The following is a 23,059-nucleotide window of genomic DNA, read 5'->3' on the forward strand; positions in this document are numbered from 1 at the left end:
TTGCGGATTCGGAAACAATAGGGGCCAAGGGCAGGGGCGATCCCGACATCGGAAACACCTTGCAACCGCGAACGACAGGGTTCGGCCCTATGATCCAGCCGGACTGTCATGCCCCCCTTTTTCATGTGTCGCAGACAGCGATTTTTTGTCGGCAGTAGCCGTTGAACGACCGGCCTGAATTGATAGTGTCGCGCGCAGGACCGGCCTGGAAGGGCCGCAGATGCGAAGGGGCGTTCGATGGGCTATTCCGGGTTCAGGGTGCTGAAGGAAGGGCTGTTTGGCCAGAAAGGGTGGAAGCCCGTCTGGCGCGATCCGGACCCAAATCCCGAATATGACGTGATCATCATCGGCGGCGGCGGACACGGGCTGTCCACGGCCTATTACCTGGCCAAGAACCACGGGATCACCAATGTCGCGGTGCTGGAACGGGGCTACCTTGGCGGTGGCAACATCGGCCGCAACACCACCATCGTGCGCGCCAACTATTTCCTTCAGGGCAATTCGGAATTCTATTCCCATTCGCTCAAGCTCTGGGAAGGGCTGGAACACGAGCTGAACTACAACGTGATGCATTCGCAGCGCGGGCTGATCAACCTGTTCCATTCCGACGGGCAGCGCGATGCCTTTGTCCGGCGCGGCAATTCCATGGTAAATCAGGGCGACGACGCGATCCTTCTGGATCGTGAAGGGGTGCGCAAACATCTGCCCTATCTGGATTTCGACAACCACCGTTTCCCGGTCTACGGGGGGCTCTATCACCCGCGCGGCGGCACTGCCCGCCATGATGCGGTCGCCTGGGGCTATGCCCGCGGGGCCGACCGGCGCGGCGTGGACCTGATCCAGAACTGCGAAGTCACCGGCATCGACATCCAGAACGGCAAGGTCACGGGCGTTCAGACCTCGCGCGGGGCGATCAAGGCCAAGAAGGTGGCGATGGTCGTCGCGGGCCGGTCCAGTCAGGTCGCGGCGATGGCCGGGATGCGCCTGCCGATCGAAAGCCACGTGTTGCAGGCCTTTGTCACCGAAGGGCTGAAGCCGGTCATCGACCATGTGGTCAGCTTTGGTATGGGCCATTTCTACATCAGCCAGTCGGACAAGGGCGGGCTGGTGTTCGGGGGCGATCTGGATTTCTACAGCTCCTACGCGCAGCGCGGCAACCTGCCCATGGTCGAACATGTGATGGAAGCGGGGATGTCGCTGATGCCGATGATCGGCAAGGCGAAGGTGCTGCGCAGCTGGGGCGGGATCATGGACATGTCGCCCGATGGCTCGCCAATCATCGACAAGACCCATGTGGACGGGCTGTTCCTGAACTGCGGCTGGAACTACGGCGGGTTCAAGGCGGTTCCCGCCTCGGGCTGGTGCCTTGCGCATCTCATGGCCACTGGCAAACCGCATGACGTGGCCGCGAAATACCGGCTCGACCGGTTCGAAACCGGCCGCAGCATCATGGATGAAGAGGGCAAAGGCTCTCAGCACAACCTGCATTAGGAGACGGGCACATGCGTATCACCTGCCCACATTGCGGCACGCGCGACGGGCGCGAGTTCACCTATCAGGGGGCTGCCGAGATCCTGAACCGCCCCGACCGGGACGCCGATCTGGCGGTCTGGGCCGACTACCTGCACAACCGCGACAACCCCGCCGGGGACACCCGCGACATGTGGTATCACAACCCCTGCGGCGCATGGGTGGTCGTTGACCGCAACACCGTGACCCATGCCGTGCAGGGGTCCACGCTCGCCTCGGAGGCCCGGACATGAGAGTCGCAGGCAAGGGTCTGATCGACCGCTCCCGCTCTGTCCCGTTCGAGTTTGATGGCGAACGGATGACCGGCCACGCAGGCGATACGCTGGCTTCGGCGCTTCTGGCCAATGACGTGCGGCTGATCGGGCGGTCGTTCAAATATCACCGCCCGCGCGGCATCCTGACCGCCGGGTCGGAGGAACCCAACGCACTGGTGACAATCGGCAACGGGGCCGCGACGGACCCGAACGTGCGGGCCACCACGCAAGAGTTGTTCGAAGGTCTGACCGCCCGCAGCCAGAACCGCTGGCCCTCGCTGCGGTTCGACCTTCTGTCGGTCAACGACCTCGTGTCGCCCTTCCTTGGCGCGGGGTTCTACTACAAAACCTTCATGTGGCCGCGCAGCTTCTGGGAAAAGGTCTATGAACCTTTCATCCGCCACGCCGCCGGTCTGGGTGCGCTGAGCGAGGAATCGAACGCGGACCACTACGAAAAGGCCTTTGCCTTCTGCGACGTTCTGGTGATCGGGGCCGGGCCTGCCGGGCTGATGGCGGCGCTGACCGCCGCGCGGGCCGGGCTGGACGTGATCCTGGCCGATGAGGACAGCCGGATGGGCGGGCGGCTACTGGCCGAAACCCATCAGGTTGGCGGGATGGCCGGTGCCGACTGGGCCGCGCAGGTCGTGGCCGAACTGGAAGGGATGGACAATGTCCGCCTGATGACCCGCACCACTGTCACCGGGGCCTTCGACCAGGGCACCTTTGGCGCGCTGGAACGGGTCAGCCACCACCGGGCGCGAGCCGACGGGCTGCCGCGCGAATGCTTCTGGCGGATCGTGGCGCAGCGGTCGATCCTGTGCGCCGGGTCGCTGGAACGCCCCATCGCGTTTCCCAACAACGACCGGCCCGGCATCATGACCGCTGGGGCCGTGCGCGCCTATCTCAACCGTTGGGGGGTCGTGGGCGGCAAAGAGGTCGCGATCTTTGGCAATAACAACGACGCGCATCAGACCGCGCGTGATCTGACCGCCGCCGGGGTCAAGGTCACGGCCCTGATCGACAGCCGGGCCGATGCCGATGTGTCGGGCGATTTCCCGGTCTACACGGGCGCTCAGGTGGTCCAGACCGCCGGGCGGCTGGGGCTCGACAGCGTGACCATCGACCAGAACGGCAAGCGGACGAAAATCCGCGCCGATGTTCTGGGCATGTCCGGCGGCTGGAACCCGACCGTGCACATGACCTGCCACATGAACGGGCGACCTGTCTGGAACGAGGCGATCCAAAGCTTCGTGCCACGACCCGACATGATCCCCGGGATGACCGTGGCCGGGGCGGCGAACGGCACCTTCTCGACCCACGGCTGCCTGTCCGCCGGGGCCGAGGCCGCGAATGCGGTCGCGCAGGCCTTGGGCAAGAAGGCGCAGAAGATCGACCTGCCGCAGTCTGAGGACGCGCCCTATCGCCTGACGCCCCTTTGGGCGGTCGAAGGCAAGGGCCGCAAATGGCTCGACTTCCAGAACGACGTGCATGTGAAGGACGTGCGGCTGGCGGCACAGGAAAACTTCCGCTCGGTCGAACATATGAAGCGGTACACGACGCAGGGCATGGCCACCGATCAGGGCAAGAACTCGAACGTCTCCGCCCTTGCGGTACTGGCCGATGCGACCGGCCGGGGCATCCCCGAAACCGGCACGACGACCTTCCGGCCGCCCTATTCGCCGGTTGCCATCGCGGCCATGGGGGCGGGCGGGCAGGCGGCGGGCTTTGCCCCGCAGCGGTTCACCACCAGCCATGACGCCAGCACCGAACGCGGCGCGCCCATGATCGAGGCGGGGCTGTGGTATCGCCCGTCCTATTTCCCGAAAGCGGGCGAAACCCACTGGCGGCAATCCTGCGACCGCGAGGTCAACATGGTGCGCGAGGCGGTGGGGATCTGTGATGTCTCGACCCTTGGCAAGATCGACATTCAAGGGCCGGATGCGGCCGCATTCCTTGATTTCGTCTATGCCAACACCTTTGACACGCTGAAGGTCGGCCGGGTCCGTTATGGGCTGATGCTGCGCGAAGACGGGCACGTGATGGACGACGGCACCACCGCGCGGCTGGGTGAAAATCACTATGTGATGACCACGACCACCGCCGCCGCCGGTCTGGTGATGAGCCACCTTGATTTCGTGGCACAGGCGCTGCGGCCCGATCTGGACGTGCAGATCGTGTCGGTCACCGAACAATGGGCGCAATTCGCCGTTGCCGGCCCGAAATCGCGTGACCTGCTGAACGGGGTTCTGGACACAGCAATTGACGACGACACGATGCCCTATATGGGCTGCGCGCCCGCTGGCGTTTCCGGGGTGGATGGGCGGCTGTTCCGCATCTCCTTCTCGGGCGAACACGCCTACGAGGTGGCCGTGCCGTCCCGCTATGGCGAAAGCCTCTATCGGCTGCTGCTGGCACAGGCCGAAATGCTGGGCGGCGGTCCCTACGGGATGGAGGCGCTGAACGTCCTGCGGATCGAAAAGGGCTTCATCACCCACGCTGAAATCCACGGGCGGACCACGGCCTTTGACATCGGCATGGACCGGATGGTCAGCCAGAAGAAGGATTGCATCGGCAACGCCCTGTCGCGGCGCCCGGGGCTGATCGACGAGGAGCGGGAGCAGCTTGTCGGGCTGAAACCCAACGGCGCGTCAAAGCAACTGACCGCGGGCGCGCATCTGTTCAACCCCGGCGACAAGGCCGAACGGGTGAACGATCAGGGCTATGTGACCAGCGTCTGCTATTCGCCCACGCTGGGGACGATGCTGGGGCTTGGGTTCCTGAAAGGGGGCCGGGCACGGATCGGGCAGACGGTGCGGCTGGTCGATCACCTGCGCGGGGTCGAAACCCTGTGCGAGGTCTGCGACCCGGTATTCTTCGACCCGGAAGGAGGGCGGCTTCGTGGCTAAACTGATTGCGAAAACCCCGTGCGAGGGGCTGCTGCCCAAGACGATCGGCGCGGTGGAACTGTCCGAGGTCGTGATCGACCGGGCCTGGTCTGTGGCCCCCTTCAAAGGGCAAGAGGCGGCGGTCGGCGAGGCGCTGACCAAGGCGCTGGGGGTCGGCTATCCGGCCGCGAACCGGGCGCTGTCCAAGGGCGGTGCGCGGGCGATCTGGGCCGGCGCGGGCCGGGCGCTGGTGATCGGCGCGGAAATGCCGGACCTGTCGGGGCTGGCGGCGGTGACGGATCAGGGCGACGGGATCGCCGCGGTCCGGATCAACGGGGACGGGGCCGAGGCGGTCCTGGCCCGGCTGGTGCCGCTGGACCTGCGCGCGGGCAGCTTCAAGCGCGGGCACACGGCACGAAGCTTCGTCAACCACATGACGGCCAGCATCACACGGCTGGGACCGACCAGTTTCGAGGTGATGGTCATGCGGTCGATGGCGCGCACGCTGGTGCACGACCTGACCGAGGCCGCATCCGGGGTTGCCGCTAGGGCCGTCTAGGGGCGGCGTGTCAGGGCCTCCAAAGGCCGTTATCAATCCAGAACCGCCGGGTCGCGCGGCGGCCCGGCACACGCCCGCCCGCCCCCAAGGCGGGCGTGTTCCACGCCCACCCGGGCGGTCGCGTGCCTGCCGGTCGAGCGGTCAATGCCCGCCTGAGCCGCGGCTTCCGGCTTGCCGATGACGCGACAAAGACCGATATTGCCCCCATGAGCCTGCCCCCCGGATTCCTTGATGAGCTACGTGGCCGCCTGTCCCTTGGGCAGGTCGTGGGCCGCAAGGTTATGTGGGACACCCGCAAGTCCAATCAGGGCAAGGGCGACCTCTGGGCCCCATGCCCCTTCCATCAGGAAAAGACGGCCAGCTTCCACGTCGACGACCGCAAGGGCTATTACTACTGCTTTGGCTGCCACGCGAAGGGCGACGCGATCTCCTTTGTGCGCGAGACCGAGAATGTCGGCTTCATGGAGGCGATCGAGATCCTTGCCCGCGAGGCCGGGCTGCCCATGCCCGAACGCGACCCCAAGGCACAGGAAAAGGCCGACCGTCGCACCCAACTGGCCGAGGTGATGGAAGAGGCGGTGAAATTCTACCGCCTGCAGCTGAAGACCGGGGCCGGGGCCGAGGCGCGCGATTACCTTGCCCGGCGCGGCTTGTCAGAGGCGGCGCAGGACCGTTGGGGCATCGGGTTCGCCCCCGCCGGATGGGAGGGCTTGCGCGAACATCTGACGGGCAAGGGGATCGACGTGGAGCTGATCCTTGCCGCCGGTCTGGCCCGCCCGTCCGACAAGGGTCGCGCGCCCTATGACACCTTCCGCAACCGGATCATGTTCCCGATCCGCGACCTGCGCGGGCGCTGCATTGCCTTTGGCGGCCGGGCGATGGACCCGAACGACAACGCCAAGTATCTGAACTCGCCCGAAACCGAACTGTTCGACAAGGGCCGCAGCCTCTACAACCACGCCCCCGCGCGCGAGGCGGCGGGCAAGGGCCACTCGCTGATCGTGGCCGAAGGGTATATGGACGTGATCGCCCTGTCCGAGGCCGGGTTCCCCGCCGTGGTGGCCCCCCTTGGGACCGCCATTACCGAGGATCAGCTGCGGCTGATGTGGCGCATGGCGCCGGAACCGGTGATCGCGCTGGACGGGGATACGGCGGGCTTGCGGGCGGCGATGCGGGTGATCGACAACGCCCTGCCGATGCTGGAAGCTGGGCAGTCGCTGCGCTTTGCCATCATGCCCGAAGGGCTGGACCCCGACGACCTGATCAAGGCGCAGGGGGCTGGGGCCATGCGCAAGCTGGTGGAGGAGGCCATACCGATGGTCCGCCTCTTGTGGCAGCGCGAAACTGAGGGCCGGGTATTCGACAGCCCCGAACGCCGGGCCGCGCTGGACAAGGCACTGCGCGAAAAGATCAGGCTGATCCGCGACCCGTCGATCCGGGGCCACTATGGCGAGGCGATCAAGGAACTGCGGTGGGAACTTTTTGGCCCCAGATCACGCGCTTCTGCCCGCCCGGCACAGGGGCAATGGCGGTCGGGCGGGCGCTGGTCGCAGGCACCGCTGCCGCCCCTGGCTGCAACAAAGACATCGGCGCTGGTTCAGGGCGGCGGGATCGAAGACCACCTGCGAGAAGCGGTGATCCTTGCAACCCTGTTGGTCACGCCCACGGTTCTGCCCACGTTCGAAAGCCAGATCGAAGTGATGGATTGCACCGATCCGGCCCACCGGGCACTGCTGTCCGCGATCCTGCGGGTGGCCCATGACGGTGCGGGCGATGACATGCGCGCCCGCGTGGCCGAGGCAATCGGCCCCGATGCCCTTGAAAAACTGTTTGCCCAGACCCACGTTGCGATCAGCCCGGCGGTGCGCCGTCCGGGGGACGATGAAATCGCGCGCCTTTGCCTTGCCGAAGAACTGGCCAAGCTGAACGCCCGCCGCGGCCATGCCCGCGAACTGGCAGAGGCGGTGGAAGACCTGACCGGCGTGGCCGACGAAGGGCTGACATGGCGGTTGGGGCAGGCGACCGAGGCCCTGCATCGGGCCGGGCGCGGTGATACCGAAGACCGGGCCGAATTCGAGGTTGGCGCGAATGGCGCGCGGATGAAGAAAGAGGAACGCACGGCCTTTGACCGACTTCTGTCGCAGATCGACTATGGGAAGGGGGGCCGCAAGGGCCGCCCGCACTAGCGCTGCAACAGTTCAATGAAAATACAGGCCGGGTGGTTGCGAATCACCGGCGCGCAAGATTGATTCGGCACGAACGAATCGCCTGATTCGAACGATGGCGGCCCGAAATCCGCCCAGCAGCCCGTGAAGGAGCCATCATGGCCGCGAAAGACACCGACGACAGCAACAAGACCGACGATCAGGACACCGACGTTTCCATGGATGTCAGTCAGGCCGCGGTCAAGAAGATGATCGCCGAGGCCCGCGAACGTGGCTACATCACCTACGACCAGCTGAACGCCGTCTTGCCGCCCGATCAGGTCTCGTCCGACCAGATCGAGGACGTGATGTCGATGTTGTCGGAAATGGGCATTCAGGTGACCGAGGACGACGAAGAGGCCGAAGAGACCGACGAGAACAGCAGCTCCACCGATGTGGTTGCGGTCAGCGGTGGCCGCGATGTGGCCCTGTCGTCGGGCGAAACCGAAAAACTGGACCGGACCGACGACCCGGTGCGCATGTATCTGCGCGAAATGGGCAGCGTCGAACTTCTGTCCCGCGAGGGCGAGATCGCCATCGCCAAGCGGATCGAGGCCGGCCGCAACACGATGATCCTTGGGCTTTGCGAAAGCCCGCTGACCTTCCAGGCGATCACCATCTGGCGCGACGAACTTCTGTCCGAAGACATTCTGCTGCGCGACGTGATCGACCTCGAAGCGACCTTCGGCAACCAGATGGACGAGGATGACGACGAACCGGTCGTCGATACAGCTGCCGCCGGGACCGCCGAAAAGAAAGAGGACAGTCCCGAACTGGATGCCGACGGCAACCCGATTTCGACCGACGACGACGATGACGACGACGACGATCAGGCCAGCATGTCGCTGGCCGCGATGGAAGCCGCGCTGAAGCCGCGGGTTCTGGATACGCTCGAAGTGATTGCGCGCGACTTTGCCGACCTGTCGGACATGCAGGACGCGCGGATGTCAGCCACCCTGAACGAAGACAACAGTTTTTCGGACAAGGACGAAGCAACCTATCAAAAGCTGCGGTCGGAAATCGTTGAACTGGTGAATTCGCTGCACCTGCACAACAACCGGATCGAGGCGCTGATCGACCAGCTGTACGGGATCAACCGCCGGATCATGTCGATCGACTCCAGCATGGTGAAACTGGCCGACCAGGCCCGGATCAACCGCCGCGAGTTCATCGACGAATACCGCGGGTCCGAGCTTGACCCCAACTGGCTGGACCGCATGGCCGAGAAATCGGGCCGTGGCTGGCAGATGCTGATGGAGAAATCCACCGACAAGATCGAAGAGCTGCGCTCGGAAATGGCGCAGGTCGGCCAGTATGTGGGCGTCGACATCTCGGAATTCCGCCGCATCGTGCAGCAGGTCCAGAAGGGCGAGAAAGAGGCCCGTCAGGCCAAGAAGGAAATGGTCGAGGCGAACCTGCGGCTCGTTATCTCCATCGCCAAGAAATACACGAACCGTGGCCTGCAATTCCTTGATCTTATTCAGGAAGGCAACATCGGTCTGATGAAGGCCGTGGACAAATTCGAATACCGGCGTGGCTATAAATTCTCCACCTACGCGACATGGTGGATCCGGCAGGCGATCACCCGCTCCATCGCCGATCAGGCGCGCACCATCCGTATCCCCGTGCACATGATCGAAACGATCAACAAACTGGTCCGCACGGGTCGCCAGATGCTGCACGAGATCGGCCGCGAACCGACGCCCGAGGAACTGGCCGAAAAGCTGCAAATGCCGCTGGAAAAGGTCCGCAAGGTGATGAAGATCGCCAAGGAACCGATTTCGCTCGAAACCCCGATCGGGGACGAGGAAGACAGCCAGCTTGGCGATTTCATCGAGGACAAGAACGCCGTCCTGCCGCTGGACAGCGCCATTCAGGAGAACCTGAAGGAAACCACGACCCGCGTGCTCGCCTCGCTCACCCCGCGCGAGGAACGGGTACTGCGGATGCGGTTTGGCATCGGCATGAACACCGACCACACGCTGGAAGAGGTCGGCCAGCAGTTCAGCGTGACCCGTGAACGGATCCGCCAGATCGAGGCCAAGGCGCTGCGCAAGCTGAAACACCCCAGCCGGTCGCGCAAACTGCGGTCGTTCCTAGATCAGTAGGAGGCGAAATGACCGGAAAATTTGAGCTTTATAGAGATGCGGCTGGGGAGTTTCGATTTCGACTGAAGGCAAGCAACGGCGAAATATTACTAGTTAGTGAGGGCTACAAACAAAGGGCCAGCGCCATCAACGGTATCGCGTCGGTGAAGAAAAACGCAGCCATAGACGCCCAATTCGAGCGAAAGGAAACCAAGTCCGGTAGCCACATGTTCAATCTAAAGGCGTCAAACGGACAGGTTATCAGCCACAGCGAAAGCTATACTTCAACCTCAAGCCGCGACAACGGTATTGAATCGGTAAAGAAGAGCGCACGATCCGCGGAAATTATCGATGCCTCTATGACTGGGGCTTCAAAAGTATCTAGACGCACAATTGAGAAGATTTCAGAGGATTATCGAGACGAGTTAAGGCGGCTCGTTGATCGTTGACAGCTCATTACCGGATAAAGTTTAGCGATGCTATTGCTGCACATCAATACGCGTTGCTTTTCGGTGGGCGAGCTGGGATAATAAACGAAAATGGGCTGCATTCGGCCATTTCGCGTCCATATAATGGATATTTCCGTTTCATACATGAAAAATCGGCGGCTCTAATGCACGCTGTTATCGCAAATCATCCTTTTGCGGACGCAAATAAACGTACTGCACTGCAACTTACGCTGCTTCTTATTCGTCGATCAGGATACGAGCTAAACTTGATGCCCGGCGAACGACTGGATGACATAGTTGTAGATGTTGCAGCGAAAAGATTGGAGTTCAAAGGACTGTGTGAATGGTTCGAATGCAGATTGGTGCGTGCAAACCGATAACCATTTGTCTTAATCGTATGCGGAGCGTCTTCATGAACATTTTCTCCAAGCTTTTCGGTGGCGGCAAACCAGCGCCAGAGCCCGTCGTCTACAAGGATTTCCGCATCTTCGCTGACCCGGTGAAAGAGGCGGGGGGCTATCGCATTTCCGCCCGCATCGAGAAGGACTTCGGGGACGAGACCAAGACCCATCAGATGGTTCGCGCCGATACGGTCCCTTCGTTGGAAGAGGCATTGGGCGCAACCGTGGACAAGGCGAAATTCTTCATCGACCAGATGGGCGACCGGATTTTCGGCTGACCGGATGCATGGGGCCTTCACCATCCGCACCTCTGGGCAGGGGCTCTATGAATTCACCGATCAGGTGGCGGATTGGGTGACGGGCTCTGGCCTCCTCACGCTGTTTGTCCGTCACACCTCCTGTTCGCTCCTGATCCAGGAAAACGCCGACCCCGAGGTGCAGACCGACCTGGCCGCGTTTTTTCACAGGCTGGTGCCGCCCACGAGTGACCCATCCATGGCCTATCTGACCCATACCTACGAGGGGCCGGACGATATGCCGGCCCATATAAAGGCAGCGATGCTGCCGGTCAGCTTGTCGATTCCTGTCGAAAATGGGCGAATGGCTCTGGGAACATGGCAAGGAATTTACCTTTTCGAACATCGGGACCGGCCCCATCAGCGCACCATCGCTGCCCATCTGATGCGCGACCGATAGCCCCACGATCTGGTGGGTGACAATTCGGGCTACCCAAATCCTGCCAAGCCCCCTATAGTGGCTGTGGATAACTGGGACAAAATACCCAGACGGCAGTAGATGAGGACAGGACCATGCGTTGCCCGTTTTGTGGAAACGTCGATACACAAGTGAAGGATTCACGCCCCGCCGAAGACCATGTCGCCATTCGCAGGCGGCGGTTTTGTCCGGCCTGTGGCGGACGTTTCACCACCTATGAGCGGGTGCAGCTGCGCGACCTCGTGGTGATCAAATCGAACGGCCGGCGCGAGGATTTCGACCGCGACAAGCTGGAACGGTCGATCCGCATCGCGCTTCAGAAACGCCCGGTCGAACCAGAGCGGATGGACCAGATGATTTCCGGCATTGTGCGCAGGCTGGAAAGCATGGGCGAAACCGACATCGCGTCCTCGACCATCGGCGAGATCGTGATGGAAAGCCTCGCCCGGATCGACACCGTGGCCTATGTCCGGTTTGCCAGCGTTTACAAGAACTTCCAGGCCGCCGACGACTTTGACAAGTTCATCGACGAACTGCGGCCCGATCCCAAGCCGGAAGGGTGACCCCCGCCGCTGACAGGCGGTTCATGGCGCTTGCGCTGGCCCTTGGCCGGCGCGGGCAGGGCCGGGTCTGGCCCAATCCGGCGGTGGGATGCGTCATCGTCCGCGGTGGGCGGATCGTCGGGCGCGGCTGGACCGCCGATGGCGGTCGGCCCCATGCGGAACCGCGGGCCCTGGCGCAGGCCGGGGATGCGGCGCGCGGTGCCACCGCCTATGTCACTCTGGAACCCTGCGCTCATTACGGAAAATCCCCCCCCTGCGCCGATGCGCTGATCGCGGCGGGTGTCGCGCGCGTGGTCGTCGCCACCGGCGATCCGGACCCGCGCGTCGCGGGCCGGGGCATTGCCCGCCTTCGCGACGCGGGGATCGAGGTGGTCGAAGGCGTTCTGCAGGCCGAAGCTGACCGCGACCATGCCGGGTTTTTCCTGCGGATCACTGAAACCCGCCCCTTCGTCACCCTGAAACTGGCCCTGTCCATCGACGGGCGGATCGCCACGGGCAGCGGCGACAGCCAGTGGATCACCGGACCCGAGGCCCGGCGCATGGTCCATGCCATGCGGGCGCGGCATGATGCGGTCATGGTCGGCGCGGGCACCGCGCGGGCGGACGACCCGGCGCTGACCGTGCGTGGAATCGGGATCACTCGGCAACCGGCGCGGGTCGTGGTGTCGCGCAGGCTGGACCTGCCGCGCGACGGGGCGCTGGCCCGGACCGCGCACGAGGTGCCGCTGTTCCTGTGCCACGGCCCGGATGCCGAAGTCGGTCCTTGGCACGATCTGGGCGCGGTTCTGCTTCCGGTGCCGGTCGAGGGTGGTCAGGTGGACGCGGGCGCGGCCCTGTCGGCGTTGGCGGGCGAGGGGATCACGCGGGTCTTCTGCGAAGGCGGCGGGACGCTGGCCGCCTCGCTTTTGTCGGCCGATCTGGTGGACGAACTGGTGGTCTTTGGCGGCGGCGTGGCCATCGGCGCCGAGGGCACGCCGGGACTGGCCGCAATGGGCATCGCAACCCTATCCGAGGCGCCGCGATTCACCCTGTCCGAGACCCGGAACGTCGCGCAGGACGTGCTGACGGTCTGGCGCCGGACTTGACCTTTTCGAATATTGCGGTCCCGACTACCGCCATAAATGCGCGTATGTGGCAAAGGCGCCTTGCAGTTTTGCGACAATACGATTGATCCGCCCCGGCGCGGGGATCGCACCCAATTCCAGCCGGTCCAGCGCCACTTCTACCGGGCAGGGCAGCCCGGTCAGCGGGTCGAAATAGCGCGGGTAGTCGATCAGAACGGCATGGGCGAGCGCCACAAGATCGGGCCGCGCCTGCCGGTGCGGCACCGGCTTCGCCCGGTCTTCGGTCAGCCCCCATCCGGCATAAAACGGCCGCCCAAGGCATGTCACCCGCTTGCCCCGCAACAGCGCCTCGAACCCGAGGGTCGAAGTGATGGTCCAGACCTCGTCGACCGCATCTATCGCCGCGACCGGATCTGTCCGGGTCAGCACCGCATCGGCCAGCGCTTCGGCCCCTGCGACTGCACCCTCTCGCAACCCGGCCTCGACGTCCGGGTGCGGTTTATACAGGATCACCGCCGCCGGATTGGCCCGACGCGCGGCCTCGAGCAGGGCCTGATTTGTCGCCACCTCACCCGCGCCAAGCTGGATAGAGGCGTCGTCTTCCACCTGTCCCGGCACGAGGATCCGCCGCCCGGCGGGCAGGCCGGGGGGCAGGGCCGCGCCGCCCAGATTGTATTTGGTGACACCGGATTTCGCGATCCGGCGGATCAGGCGTTCGGCCCGCGCCCGTGCGTCACCGGGCAGCCCCTCTGCCGCCTCGATCAGCCGGTCCAGCCGGCTTTCCCGCGTCGGGTCATAGTAGATACCCAGATCGTCGCAAACGAGGCTGAGCGGCGGGATCAGATCGGCGCCCAATCCCCGCGACCGCAGGAACCCGTCCTCGACCCGGACCGCGGCGGGGTAGGGGGCGGATTTCCCGGCCCAGACCATCTGCCGCCGCCCGTCCATTTCGGCCCGCGCCGTGGCCCGGTCGGGCGCATCCTCGAACACCATCTTGCGGTGCCGCCCAAAGGCGCGCTGTAACGGCCCGCGCTTCCACAGCCGCATCCCGGACGCGACCCAGCCGTGATGGTCCTCGCGCCAGCCGCGGGTCAGCGCCTCGAGCGTGGTGATCGCCTCTTCCAGCGTGCACAGCCGGTCGCGGTAGGGATCGTACCAAGTCGGGTAGAGGATCATCGCGCCCGCGAACAGCTGCGCCCGGGTCAGCCGCCGCTGCCGCCGGTCCAGCGGCATCCGGTCGTCCGTCAGGCCCCAGCCGGCATAGAACGGCTGGCCCATGACGACCGGCTTGTGGCCCGCAAGGATCGCCTCGAACCCCAGTTGCGAGGACACGGTATAGACCGCCACGGCCCCCTCCAGCAGGCACCAGGGGGACAGGGCGGCGTCGATGATCGCGGTGTTGTCGTCGCAGTCGTCCGTGGTGAAATAGCCCTGCCGGTGGCCCGCGTCACTTTCCGGGTGTGATCGGATCAGGATGCGGGCGCCGGGGTTTTCGTCGCGGGCCAGAAACAGCATCTCGCGGAAGGTGTTGCGATCCGCCCGGCTCGCCTTGATCGAGGCATCGCCACGGGTCTGGTCGATTACAAGGACATAGCCAGGGTCGGGCGCGGGCAGGGCGGGGTCGAAGGCGTTGTATTTCGACAGATGCCCGGATTTCAGCCGCTCTATCGCCGCGCGGGCGCGGTTCAGGATCGCCGTGTCGTCCAGCGGGTCGTCGGTTAGAATCCGTTCCAGATCAGAGGGTTGCGCGGGGTCGAAATGCACGCCGGACCGGTCGAGGCACAGGCCAAGGGGCGGTTCCCCATCGCGCCCCGGCAGGACCGACCGCAGAAAGGCATCTTCGACCCGCAGCACCGGTGCGCCGGTCCAATCGGCCACCTTTTCACCGCGTGGGCTGGTCGGGCTTTGGCCCCAGACGCCAATCATGTCCCCCTCGGCCCCCGGCTTACCGATCCGGATGTCATAGCCCGACAATTCCAGTATCCGGCGCACGGTGCCCTGCGTCAGGAACCCACCGTTATAGACGAAAAGCCGCCGCGAGGTGTCCCCCGCGGCGGGCGTTTCCGGGTTTGACCGCTGTGTCACTGGCCAAGATTTGCGGCAGCATCCACCTGTTGCAGCGACCCGAAGATGGCGGCGATCGTCTTGTTGAACTGGACGAACGGGGCCTCGGTCACATAGACAGTGTCGCCGTCGCGGATTGCGAAATCGCGGGCCATGAACATGCCGTTGGGCTGGGTCAGATCAAGGACGTAGATCATCCGCTGGGTGCCGATCAGGGTCGGGTCTCCGACCAGTTGCTGGGCGATCTCCTCGGGTTCGTTGCGGAACACGAAGACGCCGGTCGGGTCGGCCACGTTGGACGACAGGCCACCGACCTGGGCAATCGCCTCGATCGCCGAAATCGACTGGCTTTCAAAGGTCAGGCGGCTTTGCGACCCGGTGGCGCCGAGGGCGGTAAAGCTGCGGGTGTCTTCCTCGACGATGATCCGGTCGCCGGGGCGCAGGGCGATGTCATGGGCGGGGTGGTTGTACAGGTCTTCGAACCAGACCGATCCGGTATGGTCGCCGCGCACCACGCGGACCTGCGCAATCTCGGGGCGGATCGCGATGCCGCCCGCGCGGGCCAGCATGGACGACAGGGTCCGGGTCGGCCGTTCGATGGCATAGACGCCCTGACTTGCGACGCCCCCCACGACGGACACGGTACCACCATCGCCGGCAAGGCGGCGGACCTGCACCTGCGGGTCGGGGGTCTGTTCGCCCAGTTTCTCGGTAATGATCCGGCGGATCGCCTCGGGCGTGTTGCCTGCGGCGCGGATTCGGCCCGCGTAGGGAACAAAAATGAACCCGGCACCATCCACCTGCACTTCTTCCAGCACCGTCGCGGGCTGGCCCGCGGGCACCAGAAGCCCGTCATCCACGTTTTCCCAGATGGTCAGGCCCAGAACATCACCGGGGCGGATCGTATCGGACCCGACAAGAGACGCATTCAGGAAGCCCTCGGAAAAACCAAGCGCAGGCGTGACAGAGGCGATCCGGTTCACCCGGTCGTCAACAGCAAGGACAAAGGCATCGCCTTCACGCAGGACGGAACCCGCGAAAATCTCGTTCTTGTTGGGCCCCGATCTGGGCAGCCCGCAAGACATGACAAGGGTGCAGGCGGCAACGATGGCCGCGCCCCGTGCAAGGCGCAAACGGATGGAAGTCACTGCTCGGTCTCCTCGACCTGTTATTTTTCTGCCTCAAGTTTTGACGCTAAAGTATCGCAATCGGGAGACTATTGCTAGCCATAGGTCTGGTGTGGGCACCAGTTGCACACACAACTGTTGCCGTGCCGCCGCGCTGTCTGTCAGCCTACTTGACCACGCGAAGTGTCTGACGCGGCGGGGATTTCCCGGTTGTCAGCGCGTCATAGGGGTCGTCTTCGTCGAGCATCATGTCGACGACCTGCCGCAGCAGTTGCCGGCGTCCACGCGCCGAATAGAAGCCGCCGGGCACCTGGCTGGTTTCCAGTAGGAACCGCCGATAGTCGCGATAGGCCAGCGCATCGGGGCGTCCGGGGTGGGCAAAGAATTCCGCCAGCGGCAAGGTCGAAACGAACTCCGGCTTGTCATAGACCGCCCGGCCAAAGGCCTTGAGCGGGATGCCCCGCCACAGCACCTGCTGCGCGGCAGTGGAATTGACTGTCACGGCGGTGCGGGCGTTGTCCAAAAGCCGGGCAAGCTTGCCCCCGCGGATGTAATGCACCCGGGCTCCGACCCCGCGCCGGGCCGCTTCACGCCGGATGATCGCCTTCATCGGCGACCGGCCGTTTTCCAGCGGATGCGCCTTGAAAACAAGGTGATGATGGCGCGGCGCGCCCTCGGCAAAGCCGTCGATCAGCAGCGTCAGGAACTCTTCCATCCGGGTAAAGGGGGAATGTTCCCGGAAACTCGCGTCATGTTCCAGTTGCAGCAGCGCAAGGTGATAGGGAAAGCCGCCAAACCGGACCCGCGCCGTTGCAATCCGCCGGTCCAGCGCGATCAGCGGCATCAGGAACAGGCGGCGGGTATAGAGCCAGGCTTCGGTCAGGACCGGCAGTTCCCGGTGTGGGCGGAAGTTACGATAGTCGCCATTCCGGAACAGCACGAACCAGTGATACAGCGCGCCATAGAACACATGGTGGCGCATGTCCCCCCAATGGGCGGGCGGTTCCGGCAGGTCCATTTGGCTGACCCGTAGCCGGTCGCGCATGTCGGCGATGCTGAAGTCCATCAACCGGGAATGGCCGTTCGACCCGCCTCTCTCATAGGTCACCCAATAGGGCCGCATGTAACCTTCTTCGAAGACATGGACCGTCAGCCCGGCGGCTTTCGCGATCTCGACCGCCTGCGCGTGGATCGGGCGGGTGTCGCCATACAGGGCGATGTCGGTGATGCCGTGGTCGGCCACGATCTGGCGAAAGGCCTCGGGCCAGTCTTCGGGCGTGCCGCGAAAGGGGATATAGCCCGGACCGCCGAACCAGAAGGCCCGGTCGCCCGCGTTGAACCCGACGCGCCAAACCTGCGCGCCCGCGGCCCGCAGCATCTTGGCAAGCCGATGGAAGAAGGGCCCGTGCGGTCCTTGCAGGAACAGAAATCGCCTGTCTGAAGGGGAACCTGTCAAAACCCGTTTTCCCTCATACCCTTGTTCCGCCTGTCATAGCGTTTCGTTAAGGCAAAATTAAGACCCTTGGGGCTGCGGCCCCGCCGCATCTGCTTGTCTGGCATCTGGCGACAGGCTAGGTCAGGGGAAAGAACGAAGGATTAAGGCATGTTCACCGGCATCATCACCGATCAAGGGGAGGTTCTGCACCTCGAACAGCGGGGCGACCTGCGCGCGCGGATCGGCACCGCCTATGACGTGGCGGGGATCGACCTTGGCGCCTCGATCGCCTGCAACGGGGTCTGCCTGACGGTGATCGCCACGGGAACCGAGCCGAAAAACTGGTTCGACGTGGAGATCAGCGCGGAGTCCGTGTCGCTGACCAATATCGGCGACTGGGCTGTGGGGACCGTCCTGAACCTTGAACGGGCGCTGAAGGTCGGGGACGAATTGGGCGGCCATATCGTGTCGGGTCATGTGGACGGGGTGGCGACCATCACCGCGATGAAGGACGAAGGGGACAGCACCCGCTTCACCTTTGACGCACCCGCCGCGTTGGCCCGTTTCGTTGCGCCGAAAGGGTCGGTCGCGCTGAATGGCACCTCGCTGACCGTGAACGAGGTCTCGGGCACGACCTTCGGGGTCAATATCATCCCCCACACCAAAGAGGTGACCACCTGGGGCGCGGCGCAGGTCGGTGACCGGGTGAATATCGAGATCGACACGATGGCCCGTTACGTCGCCCGGCTGCGGGAGTTCGAAGGCTAGAATTTAGGGGACCCAGCGCAGACCTTTTCTCTGAACCACCCCGCCGGGTCGCTTGCGGCCCGGCACACGCCCACCCGGTTGGGCGCGTGCCTGCCATTCGTGGGCAGACCACGCGCATAGGTGACGGCAATCCGGGAAAACATGTCTCAAAGCGGCGGGCGCGGGGCGGCGGCCTCTTTCAAAAAGGGCCGTGCCGGGTTATCTGCCCGTGACAGCCCAAAGGAACGCCCATGACCAATCCCTTCGACGCCCCCGGTCCGGTAGAACGCGATCTGGCCGCCGCCATTTCCCCGATCGAAGAAATCATCGAAGAGGCGCGACAGGGCCGGATGTTCATCCTTGTCGATCACGAGGACCGCGAGAACGAGGGCGATCTTGTGATCCCCGCGGCCTATGCCGACGCCAAGGCGATCAACTTCATGGCGACCCACGGGCGCGGGCTGATCTGCCTGACCCTGCCCGCCGAACGGATCGAACAGCTGCGCCTGCCGATGATGGCGGTGAACAATTCCTCGCGGCACGAAACCGCCTTCACCGTCTCGATCGAGGCCCGCGAGGGCGTTAGCACCGGCATTTCCGCCGCCGACCGGGCGCTGACCGTGGCGACAGCGATCAACCCGCAATGCACCTCCGCCGATATCGCCACGCCGGGCCATGTGTTCCCGCTGCGGGCGCGGCGGGGCGGCGTTCTGGTGCGTGCCGGCCATACCGAAGCCGGCTGCGACGTGGCGCGGCTTGCCGGCCATTACCCGGCCTCGGTCATCTGCGAGATCATGAAGGAAGACGGGACAATGGCCCGGCTGCCCGACCTTGTGGATTATTCCGCCACCCATGGGCTGAAGATCGGGACGATCTCGGACCTGATCACCTACCGGTCCCGCAACGACTACCTCGTGCGGGAAACCAGCCGGTCCAATGTCACCTCGGAATTCGGCGGCGACTGGGACATGCGCATCTTCACTGATCAGGTGCACGAGGTGGAACACGTGGTGCTGGTCAAGGGTGACATCACCACCCCCGACCCGGTTCTGACCCGGACCCACGCCCTGCACGAGGCGCAGGATGTGCTGGGCCTTGGCCCGAAACCGGCCGGTGAACTGGCCCGCGCCATGCAGATCATCGCCGAGGAAGGGCGCGGCGTCGTCTGCCTGTTCCGGCAGCCGCGCAAATCGCTCTATGCGCATGAAGACGATGGCCCCCGCACCATCAAACAGACGGGCCTTGGGGCGCAGATCCTGTCGGACATGGGGCTGCGCGACCTGATCCTGCTGACCGATTCACCGCAGACCCGCTATCTGGGTCTGGACGCCTACGGGCTGAACATCACGGGCACCCGCCCGATCCTATCAAAGGGCTGAACCCATGGCTGGCGCATCTCACTACATCCTTCCCCGCCCCGAGTTTGACAAGCCCGTCAAGTTGCTGATCGTCGTGTCGCCCTACTACAAGGATATCGCCGACAACCTGATCGCCGGGGCCACGGCAGAAATCGAAGCCGCAGGCGGCACATGGGAGATCGCCGAGGTGCCCGGCGCGCTGGAAATCCCGACCGCCATCGGCATGGCCGAGCGGATGTCCAACTTTGATGGCTACGTCGCGCTGGGCTGCGTGATCCGGGGCGAAACCACTCATTACGAAACCGTCTGCAACGACAGCAGCCGCGCCATTCAGTTGCTGGGCCTTCAGGGGCTGGCCATCGGCAACGGCATCCTGACGGTCGAGAACCGCACACAGGCCGAGGTCCGCGCCGATCCGGCTGACCAGAACAAGGGCGGCGGCGCCGCCGCTGCGGCCTTGCACCTGATCGCGCTGGGCCGTAAGTGGGGCCGCGCCGACAAGGGGGTCGGCTTTACCGGGGACATCCTGCTCGCCCGGTCCGGTGAAGGAAAGACGACCGCATGACCACCAACAGCCGCCAGATGAAATCCGCCGCCCGGCTCTATGCCGTGCAGGCGCTGTTCCAGATGGAAAGCTCTGGCCAAACGGTGGAACAGGTCTGTTCCGAGTTCGAGACGCACCGGTTCGGCGCCGTCTATGAAGGCGACGAAATGGCCGAGGGCGACGTCAAGCTGTTCCGGGCGCTGGTGGACGAGGCGGTGGACGAACAGGCCAAGATCGACCAGATGACCGACCGGGCGCTGGTGGCGAAATGGCCGATCGCACGGATCGACCCGACCCTGCGGGCGCTGTTCCGGGCCGCCGGGGGCGAGCTGTCTCTGGCCAAGACCCCGCCCAAGGTGGTGATCGTCGAATTCGTGCAGGTGGCCGAGGCGTTCTTTCCCGACGGCAAGGAACCGAAATTCGTCAACGCCGTGCTGGACCACATGGCCCGCGAAGCCCGGCCCGAAGCGTTCTGATCAACCGGACCCCGCGCGGGAACAAGGCCGCAGGCCGCCCGCGCATCGCCTGCCCGTCCCGGCGGGCTGGCGATTTGGTGATCGACGCCCGCAGACCCGACCTTGCCCTGACATTGCACGATAAACCGCGCAGCAAATCCGGCGCATCGCCACCCCACGGGCAGGCAATGCGCGGGCTTTGTCTCATCCTAAGGTGCTTCGAAGATCAGCGGCGCAAGGTCCGACAACCGGCTGCCCGCCTCCGTCAGCCCCAATATCGCATCCCTGATCCGGCCCGCCCGCTCTGCGCCGACCACCGGGTCGGCAAAGCTGTGGTATTTCGCGATCACGTCACCATCCGAAAACGGCGCTTCCGGCCCACCCCGCGCGTGTACGTCGCCGCTGTCCAGCCGCCGCCCGTCCGAGGTGACAATCGTCACATCGGCCCAGCGACCCAGCGGGAAGCGGTCGGAATGGCGCTTGTCCTCAGCCACCGTGATCCGCTCCATCATGGCGATGACCGCCGGGTCGGACAGGCCCGCGCCGATGATCTGGTCCACAAGGATCGTGCCGTGGGTCAGATAGGCCGCCACTGCAAAACGCAGCGAATACTGCGCCTTTGACGTGGTGTCGGGCACGCCGTCGAACAGGCAGGCCGCCTGATGAAAGCTGCGCACCTCGACCCGCGCGATATCCGTCGCGGACAGCCCATGCGCCAGAACCACCGACCGGACCGCGTCGATTGACCCATGCGCCCAGCGGCAGATCGGGTAGGGCTTCACATATTGATGTTCGACCTGCCAGAACTGCCCCAGATCTTCCCAGAACGGCGCGGCCTCCTCGGCCTCGATGGTGATGGCCGGGGCCCCGGTGAACCCGCGTTCGGCCATCATGACCGAGGACAGCCCGACCAGCGCGCCCCAGCCCGACCCGTCGTGCAGCATGGTCGGATTGGCGATTTCGCGCATCATCTGGCTGCGGGGGCCGTGGTATTCGGCGATCCCCAGCGCCTCGCGGAACCGCCTGCGGCCCATTCCCCGCATCCGTGCTGCCATCGCCACCACCCCCAGCGCGTTCCACGCGCCAGAGGTGTGATAGTCGCTGACCGTGGCATGTAGGGTCATCGCCGCGCGGCCCGCCACCTCGTAGCCAACCGCGACCGTGGCCAGCGCCTCTGGCCCCGGCATGTCGGGGCAGACCTGCATCAGGGTCGCCAGCGTGGGCAGAACCACCACGCCGATATGGCCCTTGGTCGGGTTGTATCCATCGTGACCGTCCAGATTGTCGATCTGGCTGGCAAGGGCAAAGGCCGCGCCGGGGATGCCCGCCTTCCGCCCGTCGAACATCATCCGGGCGCGGGCGTCAGGATCGTCCGAATTGAACATCAGGCAGGCGCTGTCACGGGCGATGCGGCCTGCCTCCATCGGGGCTGCGGCAATGGCGATGCCCATCGTGTCCAGCATCATCCGCGCCGCCGCCGACAGGGCCGAGGCGGGGAAATCCCCGGCGCCGCGCGTCAGGGTGAGGGCTGCTACCTCGTCGAAAACCCGCGTCATCCCGTTTTCTCCTCCCCGGCGCTGATGCGCTATTGAGGATTGGCGCCGGTCCGGGTTCACGAAAACAATTTGGGGTCTGAGGCATTGTTTTCGTTTCTCTTGCCGCCATTCCACGCCAGTATGAACCGCAACGAGTCGCCCGCAGGGGCACCACCGAAAGGGACCGCGTGAAACATCGTCCGCACCTCAGCTATATCCGCTCGTTCGAGGCGGCGGCCCGGCACCTGTCCTTCACGCTTGCGGCGGAAGAGTTGAACTATACGCAAGCGGCGGTGAGCAACCATGTCCGCTCGCTTGAAGAATACCTTGGCCGGCCCCTTTTCATCCGCCACGCCCGCAGCCTTGAATTGACCGGGTTGGGGCAGGCCTATCTGCCCGGCGTCCGGCAGGCCCTGCGCCAGATCGAAGAGGCGACCGAGGCGATCATTTCCCGCACCCATGACAAATCGGTGGTGATCTCCAGCCCGATCAGCTTTGCCGAAAACTGGCTGGCACCGCAGGTGGCACGGTTCATGGCCGGGCATCCGGAATATTCGATCACCATGCACGGCACCATCTGGGGCGATGTCGAGGACGAGGTCGCGGACCTGTCCATCGCCATCAAGCATGACGACAGCGCCCGGCCCGGCGAGCAGAAGCTGTTCACCGACGGGCTTTGCGTGCTCTGCGCGCCCGACTACCGGATTGATGGCAAGCCGCTGACGCACCCCAAGGACCTGCACAGGGCGCAGCTGATCCACATCCTTGCCCGGCAGGATTGCTGGAAGCCCATCGCCACGGCGCTGGGGCTGGAGGAATTGGGCGTCGAAGGCGGGCTGAAAAGCAATTCGTCCAACATCGGGCTGGAACTGGCCGCCAACGGGCTCGGCTGCGTGGCGATGCTGCGGTCACTGGCGCGGCCCTATCTGGACCGTGGGGTTCTGGTGGAACCCTTCCCGGTGTCCGTGCCAAGCCCTTGGAACTATTACCTGACCAATCGAAACGGCGGGTCGAAACCCGCCGTGAAGACATTTCAGAAATGGCTGGTGGATCAGGCCGCCCGCTACAGCGTGGCGGCCTGATA

At 64.6% G+C, this 23,059-nt stretch carries 21 protein-coding genes; 17 read left to right on the forward strand and 4 right to left on the reverse strand.

The window, feature by feature from the left end; translation table 11 throughout:
• Window positions 1-237: 237 nt before the first annotated feature.
• The 12 genes from U3648_RS12035 (at window position 238) to ribD (ending at window position 12,731) form a co-directional block, all read left to right on the forward strand.
• Window positions 238-1,491: a sarcosine oxidase subunit beta family protein gene (locus U3648_RS12035; RefSeq protein ID WP_420859478.1), complete on the forward strand. Its 1,254-nt coding sequence runs from the start codon at window positions 238-240 to the stop codon at window positions 1,489-1,491.
• 11 nt (window positions 1,492-1,502) lie between these two features.
• Window positions 1,503-1,763 carry a sarcosine oxidase subunit delta gene (locus U3648_RS12040; protein WP_129679761.1) on the forward strand — a complete coding sequence of 87 codons (261 nt, stop codon included), beginning with the start codon at window positions 1,503-1,505 and terminating at the stop codon, window positions 1,761-1,763.
• Window positions 1,760-4,690 (forward strand): sarcosine oxidase subunit alpha family protein, encoded by a 2,931-nt coding sequence (locus tag U3648_RS12045; protein ID WP_420859479.1) that lies wholly within the window; start codon window positions 1,760-1,762, stop codon window positions 4,688-4,690. The genes U3648_RS12040 and U3648_RS12045 overlap by 4 nt, the downstream gene beginning before the upstream one ends.
• Entirely contained in the window at window positions 4,683-5,228 is a 546-nt protein-coding gene (locus U3648_RS12050; RefSeq protein ID WP_420859480.1) for a sarcosine oxidase subunit gamma, read from the forward strand. Before U3648_RS12045 ends, U3648_RS12050 begins: the two co-directional genes overlap by 8 nt.
• A gap of 206 nt (window positions 5,229-5,434) precedes the next feature.
• Complete coding sequence (gene dnaG / locus U3648_RS12055; protein ID WP_420859481.1) at window positions 5,435-7,414, forward strand: DNA primase; 1,980 nt, start codon at window positions 5,435-5,437, stop codon at window positions 7,412-7,414.
• A gap of 137 nt (window positions 7,415-7,551) precedes the next feature.
• Window positions 7,552-9,540, forward strand: coding sequence for an RNA polymerase sigma factor RpoD (rpoD, locus tag U3648_RS12060; protein WP_420859482.1), 1,989 nt, complete (start codon window positions 7,552-7,554; stop codon window positions 9,538-9,540).
• Between the two features lie 8 nt (window positions 9,541-9,548).
• Window positions 9,549-9,968, forward strand: coding sequence for a YegP family protein (locus U3648_RS12065; protein ID WP_420859483.1), 420 nt, complete (start codon window positions 9,549-9,551; stop codon window positions 9,966-9,968).
• On the forward strand, window positions 9,965-10,348 hold the full coding sequence (locus U3648_RS12070; RefSeq protein WP_420859484.1) for a type II toxin-antitoxin system death-on-curing family toxin: 384 nt from the start codon (window positions 9,965-9,967) through the stop codon (window positions 10,346-10,348). The genes U3648_RS12065 and U3648_RS12070 overlap by 4 nt, the downstream gene beginning before the upstream one ends.
• 32 nt (window positions 10,349-10,380) lie before the next feature.
• A complete protein-coding gene (locus tag U3648_RS12075; RefSeq protein ID WP_420859485.1) occupies window positions 10,381-10,647 on the forward strand; it encodes an HlyU family transcriptional regulator in 267 nt (88 codons plus the stop codon).
• 4 nt (window positions 10,648-10,651) lie between these two features.
• Window positions 10,652-11,065 carry a secondary thiamine-phosphate synthase enzyme YjbQ gene (locus tag U3648_RS12080; protein WP_420859486.1) on the forward strand — a complete coding sequence of 138 codons (414 nt, stop codon included), beginning with the start codon at window positions 10,652-10,654 and terminating at the stop codon, window positions 11,063-11,065.
• Between the two features lie 113 nt (window positions 11,066-11,178).
• Window positions 11,179-11,646, forward strand: coding sequence for a transcriptional regulator NrdR (gene nrdR / locus U3648_RS12085; protein WP_420859487.1), 468 nt, complete (start codon window positions 11,179-11,181; stop codon window positions 11,644-11,646).
• The gene (gene ribD / locus U3648_RS12090) at window positions 11,643-12,731 is read left to right on the forward strand and encodes a bifunctional diaminohydroxyphosphoribosylaminopyrimidine deaminase/5-amino-6-(5-phosphoribosylamino)uracil reductase RibD (protein WP_420859488.1); all 1,089 of its coding nucleotides are present in this window, start codon (window positions 11,643-11,645) and stop codon (window positions 12,729-12,731) included. Before nrdR ends, ribD begins: the two co-directional genes overlap by 4 nt.
• A gap of 24 nt (window positions 12,732-12,755) precedes the next feature.
• On the opposite strand, the gene U3648_RS12095 is transcribed toward ribD, so the two are convergent.
• From U3648_RS12095 to U3648_RS12105, 3 genes are all read right to left on the reverse strand, one after another.
• Complete coding sequence (locus U3648_RS12095) at window positions 12,756-14,795, reverse strand: capsular polysaccharide biosynthesis protein (RefSeq protein WP_420859489.1); 2,040 nt, start codon at window positions 14,793-14,795, stop codon at window positions 12,756-12,758.
• Window positions 14,792-15,922 carry a polysaccharide biosynthesis/export family protein gene (locus U3648_RS12100; protein ID WP_484510934.1) on the reverse strand — a complete coding sequence of 377 codons (1,131 nt, stop codon included), beginning with the start codon at window positions 15,920-15,922 and terminating at the stop codon, window positions 14,792-14,794. The genes U3648_RS12095 and U3648_RS12100 overlap by 4 nt, the downstream gene beginning before the upstream one ends.
• Window positions 15,923-16,067: 145 nt before the next feature.
• On the reverse strand, window positions 16,068-17,279 hold the full coding sequence (locus U3648_RS12105; RefSeq protein ID WP_420859490.1) for a capsule biosynthesis protein: 1,212 nt from the start codon (window positions 17,277-17,279) through the stop codon (window positions 16,068-16,070).
• A gap of 225 nt (window positions 17,280-17,504) precedes the next feature.
• On the opposite strand from U3648_RS12105, the gene U3648_RS12110 reads away from it, so the two are divergent.
• The 4 genes from U3648_RS12110 (at window position 17,505) to nusB (ending at window position 20,461) form a co-directional block, all read left to right on the forward strand.
• Window positions 17,505-18,104, forward strand: a complete 600-nt coding sequence (locus U3648_RS12110; protein ID WP_420859491.1) for a riboflavin synthase — start codon at window positions 17,505-17,507, stop codon at window positions 18,102-18,104.
• 230 nt (window positions 18,105-18,334) lie between these two features.
• On the forward strand, window positions 18,335-19,462 hold the full coding sequence (gene ribB, locus U3648_RS12115; RefSeq protein ID WP_420859492.1) for a 3,4-dihydroxy-2-butanone-4-phosphate synthase: 1,128 nt from the start codon (window positions 18,335-18,337) through the stop codon (window positions 19,460-19,462).
• A 4-nt stretch (window positions 19,463-19,466) separates the two neighbouring features.
• Window positions 19,467-20,006 carry a 6,7-dimethyl-8-ribityllumazine synthase gene (locus tag U3648_RS12120; RefSeq protein ID WP_420859493.1) on the forward strand — a complete coding sequence of 180 codons (540 nt, stop codon included), beginning with the start codon at window positions 19,467-19,469 and terminating at the stop codon, window positions 20,004-20,006.
• Window positions 20,003-20,461, forward strand: coding sequence for a transcription antitermination factor NusB (gene nusB, locus U3648_RS12125; protein WP_129679793.1), 459 nt, complete (start codon window positions 20,003-20,005; stop codon window positions 20,459-20,461). Before U3648_RS12120 ends, nusB begins: the two co-directional genes overlap by 4 nt.
• A 188-nt stretch (window positions 20,462-20,649) precedes the next feature.
• Here the strand turns inward: nusB and U3648_RS12130 are convergent, their stop codons facing one another.
• The gene (locus U3648_RS12130) at window positions 20,650-21,996 is read right to left on the reverse strand and encodes an MmgE/PrpD family protein (RefSeq protein WP_420859494.1); all 1,347 of its coding nucleotides are present in this window, start codon (window positions 21,994-21,996) and stop codon (window positions 20,650-20,652) included.
• A 167-nt stretch (window positions 21,997-22,163) separates the two neighbouring features.
• Here U3648_RS12130 and U3648_RS12135 point away from each other — a divergent pair, with 167 nt between their 5' ends.
• On the forward strand, window positions 22,164-23,057 hold the full coding sequence (locus U3648_RS12135; protein ID WP_420859495.1) for a LysR substrate-binding domain-containing protein: 894 nt from the start codon (window positions 22,164-22,166) through the stop codon (window positions 23,055-23,057).
• Window positions 23,058-23,059: the final 2 nt, after the last annotated feature.

Origin of the sequence: Marivivens marinus (assembly GCF_035969385.1) — a bacterium.
Lineage (GTDB): Bacteria > Pseudomonadota > Alphaproteobacteria > Rhodobacterales > Rhodobacteraceae > SELP01.

What these genes read in the sequence shown, in the direction of transcription:
- nrdR (WP_420859487.1), top strand. Translation starts at nt 11,179, where the DNA reads ATGCGTTGCCCGTTTTGTGGAAACGTCGATACACAAGTGAAGGATTCA.
- U3648_RS12080 (WP_420859486.1), top strand. Translation starts at nt 10,652, where the DNA reads ATGCATGGGGCCTTCACCATCCGCACCTCTGGGCAGGGGCTCTATGAA.
- U3648_RS12035 (WP_420859478.1), top strand. Translation starts at nt 238, where the DNA reads ATGGGCTATTCCGGGTTCAGGGTGCTGAAGGAAGGGCTGTTTGGCCAG.
- U3648_RS12110 (WP_420859491.1), top strand. Translation starts at nt 17,505, where the DNA reads ATGTTCACCGGCATCATCACCGATCAAGGGGAGGTTCTGCACCTCGAA.
- dnaG (WP_420859481.1), top strand. Translation starts at nt 5,435, where the DNA reads ATGAGCCTGCCCCCCGGATTCCTTGATGAGCTACGTGGCCGCCTGTCC.
- U3648_RS12040 (WP_129679761.1), top strand. Translation starts at nt 1,503, where the DNA reads ATGCGTATCACCTGCCCACATTGCGGCACGCGCGACGGGCGCGAGTTC.
- U3648_RS12130 (WP_420859494.1), bottom strand. Translation starts at nt 21,996, where the DNA reads ATGACGCGGGTTTTCGACGAGGTAGCAGCCCTCACCCTGACGCGCGGC.
- U3648_RS12075 (WP_420859485.1), top strand. Translation starts at nt 10,381, where the DNA reads ATGAACATTTTCTCCAAGCTTTTCGGTGGCGGCAAACCAGCGCCAGAG.
- U3648_RS12065 (WP_420859483.1), top strand. Translation starts at nt 9,549, where the DNA reads ATGACCGGAAAATTTGAGCTTTATAGAGATGCGGCTGGGGAGTTTCGA.
- U3648_RS12045 (WP_420859479.1), top strand. Translation starts at nt 1,760, where the DNA reads ATGAGAGTCGCAGGCAAGGGTCTGATCGACCGCTCCCGCTCTGTCCCG.
- ribB (WP_420859492.1), top strand. Translation starts at nt 18,335, where the DNA reads ATGACCAATCCCTTCGACGCCCCCGGTCCGGTAGAACGCGATCTGGCC.
- rpoD (WP_420859482.1), top strand. Translation starts at nt 7,552, where the DNA reads ATGGCCGCGAAAGACACCGACGACAGCAACAAGACCGACGATCAGGAC.
- U3648_RS12105 (WP_420859490.1), bottom strand. Translation starts at nt 17,279, where the DNA reads ATGCTGCGGGCCGCGGGCGCGCAGGTTTGGCGCGTCGGGTTCAACGCG.
- U3648_RS12120 (WP_420859493.1), top strand. Translation starts at nt 19,467, where the DNA reads ATGGCTGGCGCATCTCACTACATCCTTCCCCGCCCCGAGTTTGACAAG.
- nusB (WP_129679793.1), top strand. Translation starts at nt 20,003, where the DNA reads ATGACCACCAACAGCCGCCAGATGAAATCCGCCGCCCGGCTCTATGCC.